This is a genomic window from Streptomyces sp. NBC_01446, from assembly GCF_026340095.1.
Classification (GTDB): Bacteria; Actinomycetota; Actinomycetes; order Streptomycetales; family Streptomycetaceae; genus Streptomyces; species Streptomyces aureus.
In genome coordinates, this window is the sequence record NZ_JAPEPO010000001.1 from 2,008,611 (window position 1) to 2,031,700 (window position 23,090).

The following is a 23,090-nucleotide window of genomic DNA, read 5'->3' on the forward strand; positions in this document are numbered from 1 at the left end:
TCACGGACGGGTTGGCCGAAAACTGCCGGGCAGGCGCCAAGATCGCTGTACCCTCCGGCCATGACTACGGACACGGAGTGCCTTGCACTCACGCAGAATCTGCGCCGCCGCGGGGCCATCGTCCTCGCGGTTTTTGCCCTGGTGTGGGCTTTTGCGGGCGGCTCCGGCATAAATGCCGTGGGGGTTTCGGTGACGGTCGGCGTGCTCGCCGCCGCGGTGACCGTCGTGGCGGTGGTCCTGGCCTTCCGTGGCGGGGCCGGCCCGGCCTCGCGCATGGTGCGGCTCCCGGAGAAGTGGAACCGCGGGGTCGGCATGGTGAACATGGCCGAGCTGGTGGCGATCTTCGTGGTGATCGCGGCATCGAACGCGAGCGGCCACCCGGAGCTGATCCCACCCGGCATCTGCCTGGTCGTGGGCCTGCACTTCTTCCCGCTCGCCCGCCTCTTCGACCAGTGGCAGTACAAGTGGACGGCCGTCTTCCTGACCGCGGTCGCGGTGGCCGGCCTGGTGGTCGCCGCGACCGGCACGACGATGGAGACCGTGCGTGTCGTGGTCGGCCTGGGCGCCGCGCTGGTGCTGTGGGCCTCGTCGTTCCACGTCGCCGTGCGGGGCTGACGCAGGAACGCGGCGGGCCCCGGCCGGGGCCCGCGAAAGGTCCCCACAAAAGGATGTACCCATCCAGCTCCCGGCTGGATGGGCGCATCCTTTGGAACGGTGGATCAGCAGGCGGAGCAGGTGCTGGACGAGGACGACGAGGTGCCGATCGAACCGCTGGAGGCGCCCATCTCGGGGAGAGCGACACCCTGCGCGACCTCGAGGGTCTCCAGCTCGTCGACGTCGAAGCTGTCGAACGCCTTCTCCGCGTCGTCACCGTTCTTGATGTCGTTGATGCTCATGTGATGCATTCCTTCCGGTTTCCGCGAAGTGGCTTCGCGGGGTGGATGAGCGGTGGGTGAGGGGAAGTCAGCAGGCGGAGCAGGTCGACGAAGAGGACGACGAGGTGCCGATCGAACCGCTGGAGGCACCCATCTCCGGGAGGGCCACGCCCTGCGCGACCTCGAGGGTCTCCAGCTCGTCGACGTCGAAGCTGTCGAACGCCTTCTCCGCGTCGTCACCGTTCTTGATGTCGTTGATGCTCATGTGATGCATTCCTTTCAGGAGTTCCCGGGGATTCCCCGGCGGGACCTTCCCGGAGATTTCCGGGGGGTCTTTTTTTCTTTCCGCAACCGGTGGCTGCGCAATTAATAATGCTCGGCCGGTCATTCGGTGGCCAGCCTTTGCGCCCCCTCGCTGACATTTATCACGGGGGAATTAACCGGCAGCGACCATTCCGGGCTGTTGAGCATGGCCCAGCCCGCCTCGGGATCGCCGGCCACGGAGTCGTCCGGGCTGCGGCTGCCCAGCAGGAAGTCGCCTACGGACGACTCCTTCAGATAGTCGAGGCCGAGGACACGGGCCGACATGTCGGCGTCGCCGTTGCCCAGGCCGCACGGGGCGAGGCCGAGGGCCGTCGCCACCAGGTACATGGTCTGGTAGAGCACACCGGTGTGCCGCAGCGTTGTGGCGTAGGCGATGGCGCGGTACTTCCACGCCATGCGCTGGAAGCGCGCCGTGACGGTGATGAGCACGTCGGGGCGTGCCTCCATCCCGGTGGCGCGCGACGCCACGTGGAAGAGGGACTCCCGGTCCGTCTCCGCGTCGTTGACGAGGACGAGGCGGTGCGCGACGGGGTCGTAGTAGTAGATGCCGGCGTCGAGCCCCGCGCAGCGCCGCACGGTCACGTACAGCTCCAGTTCGTAGCCCTGGCCGCCGCTGGGATAGGGGCGGGAGACGACCTCGTCGCGGCCGCTGCCGTCCTCGGGGGTGTAGTGGGCGCGGACGCGGGCGACCCGGTAGAGGAACTCGCCCAGCTGCTCGGCCGTCAACTCCCCCTCTCCGTAGGAGCGGATGGAGCGGCGCGTCTCCAGGGCGGCGGTGAGGGACGGGTCGCGCCCGGCGATCTCTTCGCGCGTGGGCCTGTACAGGTCCACGGCCGGTCCGTCCGGGGCGGGCTTCACGGCGGGCTGGGGGTCGATCTCGCCGCGGTACGGGTAGACGGCGCCGAACACGTCGTCGTAGCGCCCGGAGCGGACGCGGGAGTGGAACAGCAGGTCGTGGAAGTCCCACTGACGCAGCGTCGGCTCCGTGTCGGAGGCGAACGTGCCGTCCTCGTCGGCGGGTTCGACGAAGCCGGCGCCCACGAGGTGGGCGAGCGCGTCGAGGGCGTCGTCCTCGCGCAGGCCGGTGCCGAGCGCGCCGGCCGCGGCGGGTTCGCCCAGGGCGGCGACCAGTTCGCGGGCCGCTCGGTCCACGAGCACCGCGCGGAACTTCACGAGCGGTGACTCCAGGACCAGTACGCCCTCGCGGGTACGGCAGAACGCGAAGCGGGAGAGGCGCACGGTCGTGCCCGGCGCCACCACGGCGATCCGGTGCTCGGCGTCACGCGCGGTGGGCTCGATGCGCAGGAGCTCCCTGCGGTCGGCGGGGCCGCCCCGGGTGAGGACGCTGCGCGCGACGAGATGGCCCGCGCGGTCGAGGAGCCGTTCCACCTGGACGGCCTCGGCGGCCCGCAGCCCGTCCAGCAACTCGCCCATGGGGCGCGGCCCTTCGGCGAGCCGGCCGAGCGCGGTGCGGATGCCGCCGCGCACCGGGCGCAGGGTGAGCGAGGTGGCGGGGCCCGCGAGGGTCGCCGACTCCCCGTCGAAGAGGACCCGGACGTCGGCGCGGAACGCGGGCGCGGTACGCGGCGGTGATTTCGCCGTCTTCTCGGTCTGCATGCTGATCTCCGGTTCCTTCGAGGCGACTTGCCCAGTCCGCGTGCGGTCGAGGGCGTACTCCGGAAATCACTGTCACGCCGAACGGGAACCCCTCCCCCTGTCTCGCGTGAAATCGGTGACGTACACCATCGGCGGCCATGACACCCGTCACCGAGGCGCTTCGATCCCTCGGAATTCCGCGCCCTTGTCCGCATGCTCGGAAGACGAATTCACCATCCGGCCGGGCAAGTCGGCCGAACGACCTCAGTTAAGGAATCCCCGCCGTGCTTACACGTCGTCATGCAATACGCCTCGGTCTCACCACCGGTGCCGTCGGCGCAGTGGGCGCCGCGGGAGGGCTCTTCCAGACACTGACGTCGGGCGGATCCGCGAACGCGGCAACGGCGGCCGGCGCCCCGGCCGTCACGCCGTTCGCGGTCCCGCTGCCCGTGCCCAAGGTCCTGGCCCCGTACCGGAGAACGAGCACCGCCGACTACTACGCGGTCACCATGAGCCGCACCAGCCACCAGATCCTGCCCGGCACCCGCACGGACGTGCTGACCTACAACGGCACCTTCCCGGGCCCCACCATCCGGGCCCGCAAGGGCCGCACCGCGGTGGTCCGGCAGATCAACGCCCTGGACATGCCGACCTCCGTCCACCTGCACGGCGGCAGCAACCCCGTGGAGCACGACGGCGGCATGATGGACACGATCGCGCCGGGCCGCTCCAGGACGTACGTCTACGCCAACGACCAGGTCGGGGCCACGCTGTGGACCCATGACCACGCCCACCACATGGAGTCCGAGCACGTCTACCGGGGCCTTTCCGGTCTCTACCTGCTCGGCGACCGGACGGAGGACCGGCTCGGCCTGCCGTCCGGCCGCTACGAGGTACCGCTGATCCTGCGCGACGCCCAGTTCGACGCGGCGGGCCAGATGGTCTACACGATGGACGACGCGGAGAACCGGACGACCATCCTGGTCAACGGCGCCCCGTGGCCGTACATGAAGGTCGAGGCGCGCAAGTACCGCTTCCGGATGCTCAATTCATGCAACCTGCGCATCTTCATCCTCTGCTTGAACGACGGCAGCCAGGTCACCCAGATCGGCTCGGACGGCGGCCTGCTCCCGGCACCCGCCGCCACCCCGGTCCTCGTCCTGTCCCCCGGTGAACGCGCCGACTTCGTCGTCGACTTCTCCAGGTACGCGCCCGGCACCCAGCTCACGCTCCAGAACATGCTGGGCCCGGGACCGACCGAACTCGTCGGCCAGATCATGCGGTTCGACGTCGGCGAGAAGACGCCCGACACCAGTCGCGTGCCCGACGTTCTCACCACCCTGCCCGCCCTGCCGAAGCCGACCGTCGAGCGCAGCTTCGAGCTGCGGATGGACGAGCCCGGCACCGGCGACAAGGCCTACATCAACGGAAAGACCTTCGATGCCGGCCGCATCGACACGAACGTCAAATGGGGCGACACCGAGGTCTGGACGGTCACGAACACCAGCACCACGATTCCGCACAACTTCCATACGCACCTGGTGCAGTTCCGCATTCTCGAACGCGACGGGCAGCCGGTCTATCCGGCGGAGGCCGGCCTCAAGGACACCGTGCTGCTCTTTCCGGGGCAGACGGCCAGACTCCAGCTCACCTTCGACACGCACAAGGGCGTCTATCCCTACCACTGCCACATGATCGACCACAGCGCCATGGGAATGATGGCGCAAATGAAGATCTCTTGAACTGCCCATTCGCACACCGAATTGCTGGAGAAAGGGGGGAACATGGCCGCACGATCAAGCCCGTACGTCCGCCGCATTCTCGACGCGCTCGAACGGGATCCGTCCCGCGCGGTCCTGCACCGGCCGGACGGCACCGTCGCCGCCGGTGAGCTGAGCGACTCCGTCCACGGCACCGCGGCCCTGCTGTACGGCCACGGGGTCGGACGGGGCGACACCGTGGCAGTCCTGACCGGGCCGAACCATCCGCTGATGCTCAGCGCCCGGTACGCCGTCCACCTCCTGGGGGCCACCTCCGTCTACGTACGGTCGATGAACCCGAGGACCGACACGGAGACGTTCTCGCTCGGCACGCAGACCCGACTCCTGCGCGATCTGGGCGCGTTGCTCCTGCTGGTGGACGAGGAGAGTGCCGAGCGGGGGCGCTGGCTGTCCCACCGTCTGCCGGGGCTCACCGTGCTGCCGATCCCGCGCGGGGCTCCCGCCCGGGCCCTCGATCCGGTTCGGCTGCCGCCGCCGCGGCCCGACACGCTCTCCGTCGTCGACTTCACCAGCGGCAGCACGGGCCGGCCCAAGATGGTCGCCCAGCAGTTCGGCACCCGTGAGGAGCTCGTCGACCGCCTCGCCCATGGCCTCGATCCCCGGGGACCCGCGACGCTCCTGTCCGTCACACCGATCAGCCACACGACGGCGCCGATGGCCGACGCCGTCCTGTCGGGCGGCGGAACGGTGGTGCTCCACGACGGCTTCGACCCCGACGACGTACTGCGTGCCTTCGCCCGGCAGCGCGTCACCGACGTGTACTTGGCCGTCCCCCACCTGTACCGGCTGCTCGACCATCCGGGCATCGACACGGCCGACCTGTCCTCGCTGCGCCGCATCACCTACAGCGGCACCCCGGCGGCCCCGGGCCGCGTGGAGCGGGCCGTCCGCCTCTTCGGGGACGTCCTCATCCAGGTGTACGGCACCACGGAGGCGGGCGGCATCAGCAGCCTCAACCCACTCGACCACCGGGAGCCGGAACTGCTCGGCTCGGTCGGCCGGACCTTCCCCTGGGTGCGCCTGGAGATCAGGACGCCCGGAGGCGGACCACAGGTCGAACGGGGCGTCACGGGCGAGCTGTGGGTCAACTCCCCGACGGTGACGGCCGGTTACCTGGACGACGACGAGCTGACCGGCGCCACCCTCAGGGACGGCTGGCTGCGCACCGGTGACCTCGGGCACTGGGACCGCTACGGCTATCTGCGGCTCGACGGACGCGTCGGCGACGTGATCAAACACGGCGGTCTGAAGCTGGACCCCACGGCGATCGAGGACGCGCTCCTCAAGCATCCGCAGGTACGCCAGGCCACGGTCTTCGGCGTGCGGGACGACGACTACGTGGAGCAGGTGCACGCCGCCGTCGAACTGCACTCGGGCGCCGCCCGCACCTCGTGCGACCTGCGCGGATACGTGGCCGCGACGCTGACTCCGGAGCACACCCCGGTCCGGATCTCCGTCTGGCCGCAGCTGCCGCTGACCCCGTCGGGCAAGCCGGACCGCGCGTATCTGCGCCGGGTGTCGTCCACACCCGAGCGCTCAGGGACGGCGCCGGCGCCCGTCACCAGCTCCCCGCGCGGAGCCACCGCGCGGGACGGCCCCGTCCGCGTACGCGGCACGGGCGCCCCGCCCGATCACGCCATCCCGCGAACCAGAAAGGGCGTCTCATGACCGCATACGGCCACTTCGCCCGGTCGCTGCGGCTGCGGCGGCTCTACCGCCACAGCACGGCCGGCCTGATGATCACCCCTCTCGACCATTCGATCAGTGACGGTCCCGTGGTGTCCAAGGGCATGTCACTCGACCATCTCGCGGGCCGCCTCGCGGCCGGCGGTTCGGACGCCGTCGTCGTGCACAAGGGCAGTGTGCGGCACATCAGTCCGGAGCGGTTCGCCGCGATGTCCCTGATCATCCACCTCAACGCGAGCACCAGCCAGGCGCTCGACCCCAACGCCAAGTACGTCGTCGCCGGCGTCGAGGAGGCCCTGCGCCTCGGCGCGGACGCCGTCAGCGTCCACGTCAACCTCGGCTCCGACGACGAGCGGCAGCAGATCGGCGACCTCGGCCGGATCGCCGACGCCTGCGACCGCTGGAACCTGCCGCTGCTCGCCATGGTGTACCCGCGTGGCCCGCGGATCACCGACCCCCGGGACCCGGAGCTCGTCGCGCACGCCGTGACGATCGCCGCCGACCTGGGCGCCGACCTGGTCAAGACCGTCTTCCTCGGCTCCACCGCGGAGATGCTCGACCTGACGGCGGCGTGCCCGGTGCCGGTGCTCGTCGCGGGCGGCCCCGCCCTCGCCGACGAGGAGGACGTCCTCGCGTACGTGCGGGACGCCCTGGCCGGCGGCGCCGGCGGCGTGGCGATGGGCCGAAACATCTTCCAGGCCGCCGACCCCAGGAGGCTCGCCGCCAAGGTCGCCCGGCTCGTCCACCACTTCCCCGAACAGCACTTCGGGCCGGGCCCCTTCACCGCGTCCGCCGACACGGACAGCGACGCCCGGCTCACCCCGGACCACCTCGACGCACCGACCATCGCCCCGCTCTCCCACGAACTGACAGGAGGTCCGCATCATGACGGACGCAAAACTGTGCTGGCTTGACATCCGCGACGCCGGCACCGCCACCGCCGCCATCCTCGAAGAGGCCGTCCACCAGCGGATCGACGGCGTCGTCGCCGCCGACCCGGCCGCCTTCACCGGTCTGCCCCCGACCGTCCGCAAGATCCTGCTGTTCGAGGACGGGGCGGCCTCGGTCCCCGCCGACCTCGGCGAGGCCGACCTGGTGATCGTGCCCGGCGGCAAGGACGAGCGGGCCCCGCTCGTCGCGGCACACCCCGACGTCGAGTTCGGCCGCTACGTCGAGATCGTCGACGCCGACACCCTGGAGGACGCCTGCCTGGCGGCGCGCCTGGAGGCGTGGAGCGTCCTCGACTTCCGCGACCCGACGAAGATCCCGCTGGAGATCGTCATCGCGGCGGCCACCGGTGCCCCGGGCTCCATCGTCACGACCGCGGCCGACAACGAGGAGGCCGAGATCGTCTACGGCGTGCTCGAACTGGGCTCGGACGGCGTCCTGATGCGCGGCCGCACCGTGGGCGACGCCACCGCCCTGCGCACCGCGGCCACCTCGCGCGGCGGGGAGATCCCGCTGGTGGAGCTGACGGTCACGGGCGCCACGCACATCGGGATGGGTGAGCGTGCCTGCGTCGACACGACGACCCACTTCCGCAAGGACGAGGGCATCCTCGTCGGCTCGCACTCCAAGGGCATGGTGCTGTGCGTCAGCGAGACCCACCCGCTGCCGTACATGCCGACGCGCCCCTTCCGGGTCAACGCCGGCGCGCTGCACTCGTACACCGTGGCGCAGCACGGGCGCACCCACTACCTGAGCGAACTGCACGCAGGCAGCTCGGTCCTTGCGGTCGACGTGAAGGGCCGCACGCGTCCCGTCAGCGTCGGCCGGGTGAAGATCGAGACCCGTCCGCTGATCTCCATCGACGCGGTCGCGCCCAACGGCCAGACGGTCAACCTGATCCTCCAGGACGACTGGCACGTCCGCGTCCTCGGCCCCGGCGCCTCGGTCCTCAACAGCACCGAACTCAAGCCGGGCGACACGATCCTGGGCCATCTGCCCACGGCCGACCGCCATGTCGGCTACCCGATCAACGAGTTCTGCCTGGAGAAGTAGCAGCGCCCGTACGCGCGTGAGCAGCGCCCGTACGCCTCGCACCAGGACGCCCCGCCCCGGCACACCCCGTGCCGGGGCCGGCGCGCGTCCGGCCCCGGGCCGCCCCGGTCTCACAGCCATCCGTGCTCGCTCGCGATGCGCGCCGCGTCGAACCGGTTGCGGCCGCCGAGCTTCTTGATGGCCGCCGAGGTGAGGTTCCGTACGGTCCCCGCGGCGAGATACAGCTCGCCTGCGATCTCCTTCACCGTGGCGCCGCCGGCGGTGAGGCGCAGCACGTCCATCTCCCTTACGCTGAGCGCCGATTCACCGGCTGTGGGCGGCCGCATCAGCGCCGGGTCGACGGTGAGACAGCCGCCCGCGACGCCCATGAGGGTGGTGATCAGCTGCGGCAGGCGCGCGTTCTTGGGGACGATGCCGAGCGCGCCCGCGGCGACGGCCCGGTCGACCACCGCGGGGGTGGCCGCTCCGACCATGAGGGCGACGCCGCACTTGGGATGCTGCGCGCGCACATCGGTCGCGGCCCGCAGCGCCTTGCCGCCCATGGTGGGCTCCCCGAGGAGCAGCACGGTCGGCCGGTGCCGTTCGACGGCGGGCAGCACGGCCTCGTAGGTCGTGGCGAGCCCCACGACGTCGAGGCCGTTGGTGCCGTTGAGCGTCTCGGCGAACGCTTCGAGGACCAGCTGGTGATCACCTGCTACGACCACGCGTACGGACATCTCTCTACCCCCGTATCGATGTACTGGACTCAGGCTCGGACTCGGACGTGCCGAGCAGCCGGTCGACCACCGACCTGGCCAGTTCCTCGGCCCGGGCCTCGTGGTCGATCTCGATGTGCACGGCGTGGACGGGCAGGCCCGCCACGACGGCGGCCGACACCGCGCGGAACGTGTCCGCGAGGCCGTACGGGGCGTTCTCGGCCGGGACGATCACGACGGCGGCCGTGAGCGGACCGATGTCGGCGGCGATCTGCGCCGGCAGCGCGAGCACCGCCTCCGTGTCCTCGGCGTCCACCTGGTACGGCAGCGCCACGAGACCGATGTCGGCCAGCTCCTTGCACAGGAAGGCTGCGTTGGTGGCCGCGTCGTCCCCCCGGCCCCGATGGCCCGCGCCGACGACGGCGACGGCGGCCCCGGCGGCACAGAGCCGCGCGGTGACGACCCGTCCGGTGCCGGTGGTGGCGTCGACGACGAGGACGACGCAGCCGTCGAGCGGCGGGGGTGCGTAGGACGCTGCGTGGGACACGAGGACTCCCTGTTCGCGGAATACGATGAGCAGGTAACGTGCGGAATCTGTGTACGGCTTGAAACGTGCGCGTCGCCGGGAACGCGGCGCGCCCTGATGAAGTGGAGTTCAGGCGCCTTGAGTTGGCGCTGAATAAACGTTCAACCGTGGTTCAAGGGGGAAACACCACGTGGACGAAGTCTCGTCACTGGATCAGCAGACGCTCGGCGTCTACCGCGCGATTCTGTTCCACAAGGAACACGATCCGAAGCGCCTCGCCGCTTTACTCGACTGCACACCGGAGGCGGTGGAGGCGGCCCTGGACCGGCTGTCCGAACTCTCCCTCCTCGCACCTTCGACGGACTCCCCCGGCCGGCTGCGGGCGGTGAACCCGTCGCTCGGCCTGAAGGTCCTCCTCCAGCGGGAGCAGAACGAACTGGCCTGGCGCCAGCAGCGCATCGAGCAGAACCGCGCCGCGCTGGCCGCGCTCGCCGCCGAGTACACGGCGTCCGGCTGGTCGAACACCCTGGACGGCACGGAACACCTCGACAACGTCGACGACATCCGTATCCGTCTGGAGGCGCTCGCCGAGTCCTGCGTGCGCGAGTCCCTCGCCTTCCATCCGGTCAACGCGCTGACCCAGGAGTCGATCGAGGCCGGCCGCCCCCTCAACGAGCGGGCGCTCGCGCGGGGGGTGCGCTTCCGGTCGATCTACCTCGACAGCGTCGCCAACGACCGCGTCACCAAGGCGCACGCGCAGTGGATGGCGGAGCGGCACAGCGAGATCCGGACCTCGCCGACGCTGCCGATGCGGCTGCTCGTCGTCGACAACACCGCGGCGATCGTGGCCGGTCTGCCGGGTCAGGCCCAGCCGTCCGCGCTGCTGTTCAGCAGCCAGCCGGTGGTCCTCGCGATGCGGGCCCTGTTCGAGGCGTACTGGGAGCACTCCTGCCCCCTCGACCGGCCCGGCGACGCCCTGCCCGGTGGGCTGACCCCGCAGGAGCGCAAGCTCCTCCAGCTCCTCGCGACGGGTCTCACCGACGAGGCCGTGGCCCGTGCCCTCGGTATCGGGGTGCGCACCGAGCGCCGCATCATGGCCGAGCTGATGGAGCGCCTCGGTGCGTCGAGCCGCTTCGAGGCCGGCGTGCAGGCCACGCGCAGGGAGTGGATCTGACGGGGCGTCGTCGTCCGCATCGCACTCACCGCTGAGGGGTGACGGGCCAGACGAAGTCGTCGGGCGAGGCGGGTATGCCGGGCAGGCCGGGCAGGTTCTGCGGAAGGCTCGGCCACACGAAGTCGAAGGGCCGGGCCGGCGGGGTCGGCCACACGAAGTCGTCGGCGGAGGAGGGGGCCGCCTTCGGAGCGTCGGCTCCGTGCCCGGTGGCCCCGGAGGGGAGGGCCTGCGCGGGCACGGCCCACAGGATCCCGCCGAGTACGGCGGCGGCGAGGACGGTACAGCGGGTGGTGGCACGGGACATGAGAGGTCTCCATTCGCGAGTACGGTGCGGCGTACGTTCGATGCGCTGACCTGCGCCGGTCCGGTCCGTCTCGGCCGTTCCGACTGCGTGCCTAGAGATAATCACCGCGCCACCCCCACTGTCCGCATCCGGCCACGCCAGGAAGCTGCATGGCAGGGAGTTGCCTGAGGGGCTGGGTCTTCGGGTGGGGCCTATCGGCCCTCGGCCCCGGCGTCCGGTCCGGCCGCCGCGCGGCGGAACTCCGCGTTGATGCGCAGGGCCTCCTCGAGCTGGTCCTCGAGGATGATGATGCGGCAGGCAGCCTCGACGGGGGTGCCCCGGTCGACGAGCTCGCGGGCACGTGCCGCGATACGCAGCTGGTAGCGGGAGTAGCGGCGGTGTCCGCCGGCCGACCGCAGCGGAGTGATCAGGCGCGCTTCGCCGAGGGCCCGCAGGAACGCGGGCGTGGTGCCGATCATCTCGGCGGCCCGTCCCATCGTGAAGGCGGGGTGGTCGTCGTCGTCGAGACGGCCGAGCGGTTCTTCTGCTGTCATCTCACCTCGTCGAGGGGCACATGGAAGGGCCCCGGCGCCGTCGCGGCCGCCGCGCCCCGGCCAAATTGAACACCATGCGTCCGCGAGGCCACGCCGCCGCCGGGCCGCGCACACGCCGAGGGCCCCGATCGGTTCATCGGTCGGGGCCCTCGGCACCGCCCGGCCTCGACGGCCGGCGGTGGCGTGTCTACGCGGAGGCCGGCAGGCCCATCAGCGCCGACGCGGCCTGGAGCGGGGTGAGTTCAGCCCCGGCGGAGCCGCTCGCGGAGACCTCGGTACAGGTGAAGCCGAGCGCGGTCAGTGCCCTGACCACCTCGGCGGAGGTGAAGTCGCGCCGGTCCTGCCGGGTGATGACGGCCCCGACCTGCTTGACGGGGTAGCGGCGCCGCCCGATGACCACGGAGTCGCCGGTGACGGGTTCGGGTTTGACGCCCTTCATCGCGTCCAGTACGTCACTGCTGAACAGGTCGAAGGGGAATCTGGCGATGACACAGCGCATGAGGGCCTCACAGGGAGAGGGACGGTCCGGAGCTGTGGACGATGTCCCGCAGCTGGGTGCGATCGGTGTAGCGGGCGCTGCCGCGCGCGGCGCTCAGCTCGGCACGGCTGACCGTACCGGTGCAGCGGCCGTCCTCGTCGCAGAGGAGGAGCTGGCCGGCACGGGAGCTGTCGAGGACGGACAGGGCGACCTCGACGGTCATGTCGGCCCAGACGTGAGGTCCCGACGGCCTCAGGGACGCTGCCCCCGAAGGGGGGCGGGCCGTCCTGCGCGGATGTGTCTCGACCAGTGTCAAAGTGCCTCCTAGGGGATGGCGGGACGGGGCGGGGCCACGGGCCGTGGCGTGACAGGTCAGGATGCCGCGGCGACCGGGGGCGCGGAGTGCCGGAAGGCTCCCGCGCCCTGCCCCGTGCGCGGCTGGTCGGCGGCGCGCCTCGGGTCGGCGGCGCGCCGGGCCTCGGCGGAATGGCTGCGGCGGCCACGGGTGCTCGCCCCGCTGCGCCGAGGGCGTTCCATCACCGGCGCGGTGATGACGACCGGCACACCGGACGGCGCCCGCGCCCCGGTGATGCGGCTCAACTCGGCTTCGCCCGCCCGGACTTGGGCGATCTGCGGGGTGATCCCGGCGTCGCGCATCAGCCGGCTCATGTCGCGGCGCTGGCTGGGCAGGACGAGGGTGACGACACTGCCGGACTCCCCGGCGCGGGCCGTACGGCCGCCGCGGTGCAGGTAGTCCTTGTGGTCGGCGGGCGGGTCGACGTTGACGACGAGGTCGAGGCTGTCGACGTGGATGCCGCGGGCGGCGACGTTGGTCGCGACCAGGACGGTGACGTGGCCGCTCTTGAACTGGGCGAGGGTGCGGGTGCGCTGCGGCTGGGACTTGCCCCCGTGCAGGGCGGCGGCGCGCACACCGACGCCGAGCAGGTCCCGGGTCAGCCGGTCGACCGCGTGCTTGGTGTCGAGGAACATGATGACCCGGCCGTCGCGGGCGGCGATCTCGGTCGTGGCCGCGTGCTTGTCGACGGGGTGCACGTGCAGGACGTGGTGTTCCATCGTGGTCACCGCGCCGGCCGACGGGTCGACGGAGTGGACCACGGGGTCGTGCAGATAGCGGCGCACGAGGAGGTCGACGTTGCGGTCGAGCGTGGCGGAGAACAGCATGCGCTGCCCCTCCGGCCGCATCTGGTCGAGCAGGGCGGTGACCTGGGGCATGAAGCCCATGTCGGCCATCTGGTCGGCCTCGTCGAGCACCGTCACGGCCACCTCGTCGAGCCGGCAGTCGCCTCGGTCGATGAGGTCCTTGAGCCGGCCCGGGGTGGCGACGACGATCTCGACGCCGCCGCGCAGCGCTCCGGCCTGACGTCCGATGGACATGCCGCCGACGACGGTGGCCAGGCGCAGCTTCAGCGACCGCGCGTACGGGGTGAGTGCCTCGGTGACCTGCTGGGCGAGTTCGCGGGTGGGGACGAGGACCAGGGCGAGCGGGCTGCGGGGCTCGGCGCGCCGCCCGGCGGTACGGGCGAGGAGGGCGAGCCCGAACGCGAGGGTCTTGCCGGACCCGGTACGGCCGCGGCCGAGCACGTCTCGCCCGGCGAGGGAGTTCGGCAGGGTCGCGGCCTGGATGGGGAACGGCTCGTTCATGCCGAGGCTGGTGAGCATCCGCAGGAGCTCGTCCGGCAGGGCGAGTTCCCCGAAGGACGCGACCGCGGGGAGGCCCGGCCGAACGGTCTTCGGCAACGCGAACTCCCCGGAAACCACGCTCCGGCTCGTTCGCCCGGCTCGACTCCCTCGACCTGTCCCATACGTACGTTTCATGATCGGCAAAACCTTCCTGGACGCTGCACGAAAATGCACGGCACGCGTCAGGGAATTCCCGCGACATTTGAACAGCGCAGGGAATCGCAGGAACGAGCCGAATAATTGGATGCCAAAAACATGAACGGCACCCGGAAAAGCAACGAGCTGGGGCCCGCACCCCAAGGTGCGGGCCCCAGCTACGGTCTACGCGTCAGCGACGACGTCAGGCGGGAACGATGTTCTCAGCCGTCGGGCCCTTCTGGCCCTGACCGATGTCGAAGTTCACCTTCTGGCCTTCCTGCAGCTCACGGAAGCCCTGGGCGGCGATGTTCGAGTAGTGGGCGAAGACGTCGGGGCCGCCGCCGTCCTGCTCGATGAAGCCGAAACCCTTTTCCGCGTTGAACCACTTCACGGTGCCAGCAGCCATGTCATATCTCCTTCGGGGCAGTGCCCGGAGCCCGCACTGTGCGAACTCCTGTCGCCGCGATCATCGCCCCGCCCGGAAAGGACACCGGAAACACAGAAGCGCTCCCGCCGGATCAAATATCCCGGCGGAGGCACTCGAAGTTTTTGGGAACCACAACTGCAACTAAATCCAACAGTAGCATGCCGCCCCGAAATCGCCACGGAACTCCAATTTCCTGGCCCCGCCGCCCGGAAAAACTTCAGCCTTCCGCCCTCAATTTCTGCGCTCGCCGGAACAGATATCACTCAGTGTCCGGAGGCCGACCGCCGGATCAGGAAGCGTTCGCGCCCCCGGCCGGCCAGGAGGAGCGTCATCGCCACGACGGTCACGACCTGCGAGATCACCGCGAGGTCCTTCTCCGCGTACCAGAGGGGTTCGTCCATGTTGGGCAGCGGCCCGAATGCGCCGACGTCGACGTAGCGGTAGACGAGCAGGGCGGCGAGCCCGCCGGCCGCGGTGAGCCAGGCGAAGACGTCACCGAGGGACCGGCGCCAGAACAGGACGAGCACGGCGGCGAGCGCGGCGAGGGCGGCCTCGATCCTGAAGAGGGAGCCCTGGCCGATCGCGGCGCTGACGGGGTCGTAGCGGGACGCGAGGTCCGCGTGCACATAAGCGTTGACGGCGAGTCCGGCGGCGGCGAGGATGCGGGCCGCCGCGCGCCATGGCCGGCGCGCGGGGCGGGCGGACGGGGGCTCGGTCGGTTCGTGGGACATGGCGGGGGCCTCCCGGTGACGAGGGCGTGCGGGGTGCGCCGACGTCAGCGGACCGTGAGGGTGCCCTTCATGTTCGGGTGGATGGAGCAGATGTAGGAGTACGAGCCCGGCTTGGACGGCGCGGTGATGGTGGCCGACTTCCCCTGCGCGAGGTTGCCGGTGTCGAAGGACTGGTCGTCGGCGGTCAGCGTGTGCGTGGCCGAGTCCTCGTTCGTGACGGTGATCTTCGTGCCGGGGCTGACCTCGAACGTGGCCGGGTGGAAGGCGAAGTCCTTGATGGTGACCTTCACTTCGCCCTTACCGCTCTCGGAGGACGAGGGAGACGCCGAGGCCGGGGCGGAGGCGGAGGCGGGCGGGGTGCTGCTGGAGGGGGTCCCGCCGCCCGAGTCCGAGCATCCGGTGAGGGTGGTGACCAGACACAGGGCGGCGACGATCAGGGCCGTGTGCGGTCGGCGGTGGCGCATGGACATCGTGTCTCCAAGTGGTGTGCGGGGCACGCCGATGTCCGGCAGGAGCCCGGCCCATGCACGGATCCGTCCGTACGACGGTGAACACGGGCACCGCTGAGAGATGTCGGCAGGAGGGGGCCGACGCACGAGCGACAGCGCCTGAACGGCCTACACAACGGCCCGCATCCGGTCATCCCAGGTCGAGAAGTTCCTCGTGGAAGCCGCCGAAGCCGCGCTCGCGGTCGATCAGGTGGATCTCCAGGATCCAGTGGCAGGCGCGTCCGGCCCGGTCACGCAGGCGCCGCGCCGTGGACGTGATCGCCTCGTCCACGGCGACGGGCACCGGCTCGGCCCCGCGCTACGCCCGCACCAGCGCGGAGCTCAGCCGCCCGGGGGCGGCCAGCATGTCGGCCGTGGTCGCGCCCTTGGTGAACAGCCGCCCGAAATTGGCGGGACCTTGTCACCCGACGCCTTGAGAACCTTCCGGCGCCCGTCGGACCCGGTGGCGGCGTCGAGCACCGTCCCGCAGCCCACCCCGCAGTACGAGCACACGGTCCGCACCTGCGGCCACCGTGCGCCCACATTCGTACGGTCGGATGAGACCACCCGACCGTACGAAATGCCCGTTACCCCGACGTCAACCCCAAGTGATCACGGGCGGTTACGCCCGCCACACACCGGCCGGCCGGGGGCTGTGAGGGATGACTGCTCACACGCCGTGAGGTGCGCCCTAGAACCAGTCGGACTCGTCTTTCCGGACCACACACAGCGCCCAGATGACGAAGCCCGAGAACGCGATCAGCACGACCGACCAGATCGGGTAGTAGGGCAGGGAAAGAAAGTTGGCGATGATGACGAGTCCGGCGATGACCACACCGCCGACGCGTGCCCACGTCGCGGTCTGGATCAGCCCGAAGCTGATGATCACCGCGAGTACGCCCAGGACGAGGTGGACCCAGCCCCAGCTGGTCAGGTCGAACTGGAAGACGTAGTTGCGTGTGGTGACGAAGACGTCGTCCTTGGCGATCCCCATGATGCCCCGGCAGATACCGAGCACCCCGACGAGCATGAGCATGATGCCGGCGAAGATCGTCAGGCCGCCTGCCCACGCCTGCTTCGTCGTGTCGGCCGGCTGCGAGTGTGTCGCGGTCATGGTGGTGCCTCGTTTCGTGTTCGTCCGGCACGCGCTCAGCGTCCGGAGCCGGAGGAGCCGGAGGCGGTGTCGGTACCCGGGCCTTCGGCCGGACCGTGGCCGGCCAGCACCAGCTGCTTCGCCTTGATGAACTCCTCGTCCGTGATGTCGCCGCGCGCGCGGATCTCGGACAGCCTGGCCAGCTCGTCGACGCTGCTGGGCCGGTCCGTGACGCCCGCGGTCTTCTTGATGTAGCTGTCGAAGGCCTTCTGCTGCTCACGGGCCTGCGCGATCTCCCGGCGGCCCATGTTCTTGCCACGGGCGATCATGTAGACGAAGACGCCCAGGAAAGGCAGGAAGACGGTGAGCACCAGCCAGCCGGCCTTCCCCCAGCCGCTCATGCCGTCGTCGCGGAAGATGTCGCCGATGACGCGGAACAGCAGGACGAACCACATGATCCACAGGAAGAACCAGAGCATGCTCCAGAAGACGCTCATCAGGGGATAGTCGTACGCCAGGTAGGTCTGCGCGTTCATGTCTCTTCTCCGTCCCGGGCGCTCGCCCAGCCACCTTTGCCTGCGTCTTCAGCGTGGGCCGACGGGGGCCGGGTGGCCTCACCCGACGGGGGTGAACTCGGCGGGTGGGGTGTCAGGCCGTCGGGGCCTGGCCGGACGAGCCCGTGACGCCCGCCTTCCGAAGCGCGGACCGCCAGGCGAAGGCGACCGCCGCCTCGGCCAGACCGAGCAGGACGAGCCACAGGCCGAGCAGCCGGGTCAGGGCCTGCGCCGACTCGGCGGGCAGGGCCAGTACGACGATCCCCGCGACGATGCCGAGCACCGCGACGCCCACGAGCACGCCGCGGTGCGGCAGGTCCTTGGCGGCGATGGCGGTGTAGAGGGTGAGGACGCCGGACACCAGCCAGACGACGCCGACGATCAGGGAGAGCGCGGTGATGGTCTGCAGCGGGTTCCGCAGGCACAGCACCCCGGCCAGCAGGAACAGCACGGCGATGAGCAGCCCCGACAGCCGTTCGCCCTGCTCGTCCCGCGCGAAGACCGCCACGAACCGCAACACCCCCATGACCAGCAGGTACAGGCCGATGAGGACCGCCAGAACGTGCAGTGTCTCCGCCGGCCAGACCAGGATCAGGATGCCGGGCACCAGCGTGACGACCGCCGAGCCCAGGATCCAGGTCCATGAGCGGCCCAGTCGTGCCAGTGCGTCGGCGGGATCGTCGACCGGCCGGGGGGCCGCCCCGCCGGCGGGGGGTTCCGGTCCGGTGTGCGGCGCCGGACCATGCGGCATGGTCATGGCTCCTCCTCGCATGATCGAGCGGGGCGTTCCCGGACCGCTGAAGGGGCCGGCGGTACGCGGGAACCTGACCGCCTCAGCGTCCCGCGCGCCGCAGCCCGCCGGGTCACCCCTGGCGGGTGATCCGTCGGCGGCGGCGCCGCCAGGGCGAAGGGGTGGAACCGGGGCGTTCGCACGCCCTGCCGACCGCATCGCTGTCGCCGCGTACCTGGGCGCCAGCGGCCGATTCGACCGTGCCCCCACCGGGTTCGCCCAGTCCTGCGCCGACCAGAACGAACGGGACTTCGAGGCGCTGGGAGCGGCCTGCCGCTCCGGGCGGATCAGGGCAGAGCGCCTCTGATCAGTCGGCCCGGCCCTCCGGCAGCTGCCTCATCTCCAGCACCCGCAGTCCCAGCGACTGGAACCGGGCCAGCAGCCCGTACAAGTGCGCATCGTCCACGACGGGGCCGAACAGGACCGTCTGGCCGGCCATCTTCACGTGGCCCAGCTCCGGGAAGGCCTTGGTCAGCGTTTCCGACATGTGTCCCTCGACGCGGATCTCGTAACGCATGGGCTTTTCTCCCGCGAGCAGCGTGGGGCGGGTGGGCGACGTCCTCACCTGCGAGCGTCCGCCTCTGCGTCCGGCCGGGCCTCACCCGGTACAGGTGACCTGCCTTCTCCGGCACACGACGATCCGCTCAGTGCTTCAGGACGATCTTGAAGGTGATGATCAGCAGGCCGAGCACCAGGTTGACCAAGGCGGTGCCGGCCATGAGACGCCGGGGGGCACCGGCCCGGCGTGCAGCGGCCACGGACCAGCCCACCTGCCCGGCCACGGCGACCGACAGCGCCAGCCAGAGCGCGCCCTTCACGTCCAGCCCGAGGAGAGGGCTGAGGGCCACCGCGGCGGCGGGCGGGACGGCCGCATTGACGATCGGCCACTCGTCGCGGCACACGCGCAGCACGGTCCCGCGGTCCAGTGCGTTACGCCGCGCCAGCCGCGCTCCGAACAGCTGCGCGTGTACGTGCGCGATCCAGAACACCACGCCGGTGAGCAACAGCAGCAGCACCAGTTCCGCGCGGGGAAAGGAGCCCAGTGAGCCGGCGCCGACGACCACGGAGGCCGCGAGGAGGGAGCCGTAGACGCCGCCCGTGTAGTCGGCACGTGCTCGGCGCTCGGCTCTGTCCGGTCGGCCCGTGACGGGTCCGCTGGTTCGGGACACTGGTGCCTCCTCGGGCTCGGCTCAGGGCGTCGGTCCGGTCGCCCCGGCCGGAGCGTCGGCGTCCTGCGGGCGGGGACGGCTCTGCCGGCCGGCAGCCGGGGTGTGACCAGGAAGCTGAGGAGGGTGATGCCGCCGGTGGCGAGGATCGCCGCTGTCAGACCGTCGAGCCGCGCCGTGGCGCAGGAGTCAAGTCCGTGACGGCCTCGACCCCGGACGGCGGCGGTCCGGCGCCGCCGCCCTTCCCATCGCAGCCGAGGAGCTCGCACCGCGCCTCACCCGCCACGGGGGAGGGACTGCGCTCGCGGCAGGCCGGCGTGTTCGGTCCGGCCGCCGAGGACCGTTCACACCAGTCCGATCACACCAGTCCGAGTTCGCGCGCGCGGCGCACCGCTTCGTTGCGCCGGTTCACCGCCAGCTTCCGGTAGACGCTCTTGAGGTGGGTCTTCACCGTGTTCACCGACACGTAGAGGTCTGCGGCGATCTCCTCGGTCGACATCATCCGGGCCAGCCGCTCCAGCACATCCCGCTCGCGTCCGCTCAACTCCACGACGAGCGGAGAGGGCTGCCCGTCGACCGGGGCCGGTTCACCAGGACGCGACGGAGCGGGCGTCAGCCAGTCCGCGGCCAGCTCCTGGAGCGGGGCGGTGGACAGCAGAGGCCGGATCCACGGCCGCGCGTCGAGGAAGGGTCTGCGAAGCTGCTCGCGCCGGGCGCTGAGGAGTGCCTGCGCGACGAGCCTGTGTGCTGTGGCGTCGTCTCCCGCCGCCTGCGCGGCCTGTGCCCTGACCAGCACTGCCCGAACGGTCACCGCCGGCCCGATCCGGCCCCCGGTGTCGATGCTGTCGAGCAGACCGACGGCCTCTTCCGGGCGACCTGCGGCGAGCAGCATCCGCGCGGCTTCCACAGCACAGGCCGGCTGGTCGCCGGAGACGTCCTGGAGCACATCGGCGGCCATCCGAGGCCGTCCTTCGGCCATGTGCGCGGCCGAAACGACCAGCGCCTCCTGGCCCGCCGCCCAGGGCGAGGCGACGGAGACGCGGATGCCTGGGTCCGCCGCCTCGACGGCGGCCCGAGCGTGGCCCTGGACCAGCAGGAGACGCGCCTTGGTGAGGGCCCGTCCCGCGGCGATCACCGGATCGTGCGTCGCGGAGGGGAGTGGGGCCGTCTCGTCGAGAAGGGTCTGCGCCCGGCTCAGCTCGTCGCGGTCCACGGCCACGGCGGCCAGCACCAGCAACCCGATGCCCGTGCCGGCACCGGAGACGCCCGGCTCGGGCGGGCGGAACCTCTCCGCCTCGGAGGCACCCGCGAGAGCCTTGCGCTCCGCCCTGCCGATCCAGCCGTTCAGGTAGTCGATCAGTGCCAGGTGCCCCAGCGACTCCTCACGGGGCAGCACGGTGGACGCCTCGCCATGCGTGCCCGCCACTGTGGTCAGGGCGGCGCGCGCGTCCTCGAAGCGCCCGGCCCACAGGCGGGTGGAGCCGAGATGGGTCATGAGGAGCGCATGGAGTTCGGGATGCCTGTCCAGGAGGTGCTCCGGGACCTCCCGCCGGAGCCGGGCGGCCGCCTCCGCGGCCTCCTCGGCCTGCTCGGGAGAACCGGTCAGCCGGGCGGCCAGCGTCTCCAGCAGCGCACAGCTCAGTTGTGCGGCCGCCCCGGCGTGCGGGTCGGCGGCAAGCCGCTCCTCGGCGCGGCGCAGATGGGACAGACCGCGCTCGACGTCGCACCGGGACAGGTCGCGGGCCGCCCGGACGAGCTCCGTCGCGGGGCCGGTGGCGTCGGGGTCCATCGCGGCGAACAACTGGTCGAGGTCTCCCGAGCGCAGGCCGGTGAAGAGCTGTCCGATCGCCAGGTCGTCGACGAGGGCTCCGGCGGTGAAACCCCAGTCGCCCGAGGCGGCGCCGTGAGCGAGTGTCTCCGGGAGGGATCCGGAACGGCGCAGCCACAGCGCGGCACGTCGGTGGAGCTCGGGCTCAAGGCCGGGCAGGCGGACCCGCAGGTGGGCCCGGAGTATCTCCCCGAACAGCGGGTGGAGCCGGTACCACGCGTGCCCGAGATCCTCGACGAACGCGTTCGCGCGGTGCAGCTCGACGAGCAGGGCCTCGGCGTCGGTCCGCCCGGTCAGCGCGTTCGCCAGATCAGGACTGAAACGCTGGAGGACGCTGACGCGCAGCAGGAGATCCTGTGTCGCCTCCGGCTGCCGCTTGAGCACCTCGGCCAGCAGGAAGTCCGCGACCGCGCTCCGGTCCGCCTCGAACTCCTTCAGATAGAGCTCCGGGGCCGCGCTCTCTCGCGCGGCCAGGGCACACAGGCACAGGCCGGCGGCCCAGCCCCGGGTGCGGTCCACCAGGCCGCGCGCGGCGTCGACCGGCAGGCGCAGACCGTGCAGTTCCAGCAGCGAGACGGCCTCCTCGGGAGTGAAGGCCAGCTCGGCGCCACGCAGCTCCGTCAGCTCGCCGGCCGCCCGATAGCGGTGCAACGGCAGCAGGGGTTCGGTGCGGGTGACCAGGACCAGGCGCATGCCCTGCCCGGCGTGGTGCAGGACGAATTCCAGCTGCTCGGCGACCTCGGGGTTGGTCACGCGGTCGAACTCGTCGACCACGAGGGTCACGGGCTGCTGACGTGCGTCCAGATCGGCGGCGAGGGCCGCCAGCAGCTTGCGGTCCACGCGCGCCGCCTCCATCGGGACCCCGACCGCGCCGGAGACCGGCGCACCGCACGCGCGCAGAGCCTCCAGCACGTACGCCCAGAACACACCGGGCTGCCGGTCCTCGTCCTCAGCGGTGAGCCAGGCGACCGGCTGTGGCAGGCCGGCGGCCCAGTCGGCGGCCAGCAGGGTCTTGCCCGCGCCCGCCGCTCCGTTGATCAGGGTCAGCCGCGTCCGAAGAGCCTTGTCGAGGTGCCGGTCGAGCCGCTGCCGCCGCAGGTAGGCGGCGGGCCGCGTCGGCAGGGCGATCCGCGTGCGGAGAATCGAGTCCCCCAGAGGATCCACGCGCGGAACGCTTGGATCAGCCCGTCCAGGAGCATGCTCGTGGATCTCCGCCACAGCGCTCACCACCGCTGACTGTCAGGGGTCGGGTCATGGGCCCTCTCGCCCCCAGGGTCCCAGCCTTTCCGGCCACGCGCGCGGGGGCGGATTTCTCGACGGGGAATGCAGGGCGTGCCGGCACCCGCACACCAGTGGTCACCGCACTCTCGAGGCATGCCCTCCGGTTCTCCGCGCGCGGGCGGATCAGGAAGCCCACCGGGCCGCCGAGACGGTTCTCGTCATCCTGGGTGGTCAGCGCGTGGATCACGAGGAGGGCGTCGGCGGGATTCCGTGCTCGGTGGACCGCCGCGCCGCCAGATGCCCTGCCTGCTGCGGGCGTTCGCCTCGGCAACCAGGGCGCGCAGCAACTCGTCCTGGGTCAGGAGTCGGAGGTGGCCCGGATCGGCGTCCCATTCGCGGCCACCGGCCAGCGGACGGATCTGGAGGTAAGGCCCCTCATGGCCCATGACCCGCCCGAACCGGTGCCGCACGGTGTCGTGGACAGCGTCTCCCACCTCCAGGAACGGGACCGGCTCCGGCGTCACGAACCGACCCCCTTGGCGATCACAGCCGCCAGCTGCAGCGCCACAGGCGCCGAGCAGACCCCGAGGTGGACGAGCGCGTAGCGGGTCTCGCCCTCCCCGTCGCCCGCCCATGGGGTGCGGACGTCCATCGCGGGGAGCTGGACTCCTGCCTGGCTGAGAGCGCCGGCCAGGGCGTCGCGTGCGTCGAGCGCTTCCTGGACCTGGGGCGTACGGGGTTTCGAAGGGCCCGTGACGATGGCGGTGTGGCCGGTAGCGGGGGTGATCGAGTGGTGCGGGGGCCGGTGCGTGGGGGGCATACGTGTCCTCGTCCTTCGCCGGTCGGTCTGTCGGGTTCGTCGGTCCGACGGATTCCATGACCCCGGCAAGCTGCGTGAATTACGCTGCGTAGTCCGGGTGTTACGAGGATGCGCCCGGATGTGACCGATCACGCCGTGGACGTGCGGTGCTTCCCCGTCC

The 23,090-nt window shown here is 71.2% G+C and carries 27 protein-coding genes and 3 pseudogenes; 7 read left to right on the forward strand and 23 right to left on the reverse strand.

Going from position 1 to position 23,090, the window contains the following annotated elements; genetic code table 11:
* Positions 1–60: 60 nt before the first annotated feature.
* Positions 61–615 (forward strand): hypothetical protein, encoded by a 555-nt coding sequence (locus tag OG456_RS08885; RefSeq protein WP_266558924.1) that lies wholly within the window; start codon positions 61–63, stop codon positions 613–615.
* A 104-nt stretch (positions 616–719) separates the two neighbouring features.
* On the opposite strand, the gene OG456_RS08890 is transcribed toward OG456_RS08885, so the two are convergent.
* From OG456_RS08890 to OG456_RS08900, 3 genes are all read right to left on the reverse strand, one after another.
* Complete coding sequence (locus OG456_RS08890; RefSeq protein WP_100591202.1) at positions 720–896, reverse strand: thiazolylpeptide-type bacteriocin; 177 nt, start codon at positions 894–896, stop codon at positions 720–722.
* 67 nt (positions 897–963) lie between these two features.
* The gene (locus OG456_RS08895; RefSeq protein ID WP_100591202.1) at positions 964–1,140 is read right to left on the reverse strand and encodes a thiazolylpeptide-type bacteriocin; all 177 of its coding nucleotides are present in this window, start codon (positions 1,138–1,140) and stop codon (positions 964–966) included.
* 119 nt (positions 1,141–1,259) lie between these two features.
* On the reverse strand, positions 1,260–2,816 hold the full coding sequence (locus tag OG456_RS08900) for a SagB family peptide dehydrogenase (RefSeq protein WP_266558927.1): 1,557 nt from the start codon (positions 2,814–2,816) through the stop codon (positions 1,260–1,262).
* A 263-nt stretch (positions 2,817–3,079) separates the two neighbouring features.
* Here OG456_RS08900 and OG456_RS08905 point away from each other — a divergent pair, with 263 nt between their 5' ends.
* The 4 genes from OG456_RS08905 to OG456_RS08920 are packed head-to-tail and all read left to right on the forward strand — an operon-like array spanning position 3,080 to position 8,263.
* Entirely contained in the window at positions 3,080–4,537 is a 1,458-nt protein-coding gene (locus tag OG456_RS08905) for a multicopper oxidase family protein (protein ID WP_266558929.1), read from the forward strand.
* 42 nt (positions 4,538–4,579) lie between these two features.
* Positions 4,580–6,244, forward strand: a complete 1,665-nt coding sequence (locus tag OG456_RS08910) for a class I adenylate-forming enzyme family protein (protein ID WP_266558931.1) — start codon at positions 4,580–4,582, stop codon at positions 6,242–6,244.
* A complete protein-coding gene (locus OG456_RS08915; RefSeq protein ID WP_266558933.1) occupies positions 6,241–7,176 on the forward strand; it encodes a 2-amino-3,7-dideoxy-D-threo-hept-6-ulosonate synthase in 936 nt (311 codons plus the stop codon). The genes OG456_RS08910 and OG456_RS08915 overlap by 4 nt, the downstream gene beginning before the upstream one ends.
* A complete protein-coding gene (locus OG456_RS08920; RefSeq protein WP_100591197.1) occupies positions 7,148–8,263 on the forward strand; it encodes a 3-dehydroquinate synthase II in 1,116 nt (371 codons plus the stop codon). The genes OG456_RS08915 and OG456_RS08920 overlap by 29 nt, the downstream gene beginning before the upstream one ends.
* 110 nt (positions 8,264–8,373) lie before the next feature.
* Here the strand turns inward: OG456_RS08920 and OG456_RS08925 are convergent, their stop codons facing one another.
* Together OG456_RS08925 and OG456_RS08930 are read right to left on the reverse strand one after the other, a co-directional pair.
* Positions 8,374–8,979 (reverse strand): response regulator transcription factor, encoded by a 606-nt coding sequence (locus OG456_RS08925; RefSeq protein WP_266558937.1) that lies wholly within the window; start codon positions 8,977–8,979, stop codon positions 8,374–8,376.
* A gap of 4 nt (positions 8,980–8,983) precedes the next feature.
* Positions 8,984–9,505: a hypothetical protein gene (locus OG456_RS08930; protein WP_266558939.1), complete on the reverse strand. Its 522-nt coding sequence runs from the start codon at positions 9,503–9,505 to the stop codon at positions 8,984–8,986.
* 169 nt (positions 9,506–9,674) lie between these two features.
* Here OG456_RS08930 and OG456_RS08935 point away from each other — a divergent pair, with 169 nt between their 5' ends.
* Positions 9,675–10,658 carry a helix-turn-helix transcriptional regulator gene (locus OG456_RS08935; protein WP_266558941.1) on the forward strand — a complete coding sequence of 328 codons (984 nt, stop codon included), beginning with the start codon at positions 9,675–9,677 and terminating at the stop codon, positions 10,656–10,658.
* Between the two features lie 25 nt (positions 10,659–10,683).
* Here the strand turns inward: OG456_RS08935 and OG456_RS08940 are convergent, their stop codons facing one another.
* From OG456_RS08940 to OG456_RS09000, 13 genes and pseudogenes are all read right to left on the reverse strand, one after another.
* On the reverse strand, positions 10,684–10,962 hold the full coding sequence (locus OG456_RS08940) for a hypothetical protein (protein WP_266558943.1): 279 nt from the start codon (positions 10,960–10,962) through the stop codon (positions 10,684–10,686).
* A gap of 191 nt (positions 10,963–11,153) precedes the next feature.
* Entirely contained in the window at positions 11,154–11,495 is a 342-nt protein-coding gene (locus OG456_RS08945; protein ID WP_266558945.1) for a MerR family transcriptional regulator, read from the reverse strand.
* Positions 11,496–11,682: 187 nt separating this feature from the next.
* A complete protein-coding gene (locus tag OG456_RS08950) occupies positions 11,683–11,994 on the reverse strand; it encodes an SCO5918 family protein (RefSeq protein ID WP_266558947.1) in 312 nt (103 codons plus the stop codon).
* Positions 11,995–12,001: 7 nt separating this feature from the next.
* Entirely contained in the window at positions 12,002–12,196 is a 195-nt protein-coding gene (locus OG456_RS08955) for a hypothetical protein (protein WP_266558949.1), read from the reverse strand.
* Between the two features lie 149 nt (positions 12,197–12,345).
* Complete coding sequence (locus OG456_RS08960) at positions 12,346–13,809, reverse strand: DEAD/DEAH box helicase (protein ID WP_266558951.1); 1,464 nt, start codon at positions 13,807–13,809, stop codon at positions 12,346–12,348.
* Positions 13,810–14,014: 205 nt separating this feature from the next.
* Positions 14,015–14,218: a cold-shock protein gene (locus OG456_RS08965; protein ID WP_266558953.1), complete on the reverse strand. Its 204-nt coding sequence runs from the start codon at positions 14,216–14,218 to the stop codon at positions 14,015–14,017.
* A 284-nt stretch (positions 14,219–14,502) separates the two neighbouring features.
* Positions 14,503–14,970, reverse strand: a complete 468-nt coding sequence (locus OG456_RS08970; protein WP_266558955.1) for a hypothetical protein — start codon at positions 14,968–14,970, stop codon at positions 14,503–14,505.
* A gap of 44 nt (positions 14,971–15,014) precedes the next feature.
* Complete coding sequence (locus OG456_RS08975) at positions 15,015–15,440, reverse strand: cupredoxin family copper-binding protein (RefSeq protein WP_266558957.1); 426 nt, start codon at positions 15,438–15,440, stop codon at positions 15,015–15,017.
* A gap of 169 nt (positions 15,441–15,609) precedes the next feature.
* A pseudogene (locus OG456_RS08980) lies at positions 15,610–15,711 on the reverse strand (aminopeptidase); the annotation flags it as partial.
* A pseudogene (locus tag OG456_RS08985) lies at positions 15,712–15,980 on the reverse strand (hypothetical protein); the annotation flags it as partial.
* 169 nt (positions 15,981–16,149) lie between these two features.
* Positions 16,150–16,572, reverse strand: coding sequence for a hypothetical protein (locus OG456_RS08990; protein ID WP_266558959.1), 423 nt, complete (start codon positions 16,570–16,572; stop codon positions 16,150–16,152).
* Between the two features lie 35 nt (positions 16,573–16,607).
* Positions 16,608–17,087, reverse strand: a complete 480-nt coding sequence (locus OG456_RS08995) for an SHOCT domain-containing protein (RefSeq protein ID WP_266558961.1) — start codon at positions 17,085–17,087, stop codon at positions 16,608–16,610.
* A 112-nt stretch (positions 17,088–17,199) separates the two neighbouring features.
* The gene (locus OG456_RS09000; RefSeq protein ID WP_266558963.1) at positions 17,200–17,862 is read right to left on the reverse strand and encodes an HdeD family acid-resistance protein; all 663 of its coding nucleotides are present in this window, start codon (positions 17,860–17,862) and stop codon (positions 17,200–17,202) included.
* A 166-nt stretch (positions 17,863–18,028) separates the two neighbouring features.
* On the opposite strand from OG456_RS09000, the pseudogene OG456_RS09005 reads away from it, so the two are divergent.
* Positions 18,029–18,202, forward strand: a pseudogene (locus tag OG456_RS09005) (DUF2252 family protein); the annotation flags it as partial.
* Here OG456_RS09005 and OG456_RS09010 read toward each other — a convergent pair.
* The 5 genes from OG456_RS09010 to OG456_RS09030 all read right to left on the reverse strand — a co-directional run bounded on the left by OG456_RS09010 (position 18,203) and on the right by OG456_RS09030 (position 22,930).
* Positions 18,203–18,412, reverse strand: a complete 210-nt coding sequence (locus OG456_RS09010) for a hypothetical protein (RefSeq protein WP_266558965.1) — start codon at positions 18,410–18,412, stop codon at positions 18,203–18,205.
* A 127-nt stretch (positions 18,413–18,539) separates the two neighbouring features.
* The gene (locus OG456_RS09015) at positions 18,540–19,064 is read right to left on the reverse strand and encodes a hypothetical protein (protein ID WP_266558967.1); all 525 of its coding nucleotides are present in this window, start codon (positions 19,062–19,064) and stop codon (positions 18,540–18,542) included.
* Positions 19,065–19,419: 355 nt separating this feature from the next.
* On the reverse strand, positions 19,420–22,107 hold the full coding sequence (locus OG456_RS09020) for a LuxR C-terminal-related transcriptional regulator (protein WP_266569126.1): 2,688 nt from the start codon (positions 22,105–22,107) through the stop codon (positions 19,420–19,422).
* 221 nt (positions 22,108–22,328) lie between these two features.
* The gene (locus OG456_RS09025) at positions 22,329–22,556 is read right to left on the reverse strand and encodes a hypothetical protein (RefSeq protein WP_266569127.1); all 228 of its coding nucleotides are present in this window, start codon (positions 22,554–22,556) and stop codon (positions 22,329–22,331) included.
* Positions 22,557–22,630: 74 nt separating this feature from the next.
* A complete protein-coding gene (locus OG456_RS09030; protein ID WP_266558969.1) occupies positions 22,631–22,930 on the reverse strand; it encodes a hypothetical protein in 300 nt (99 codons plus the stop codon).
* Between the last annotated feature and the right edge of the window lie 160 nt (positions 22,931–23,090).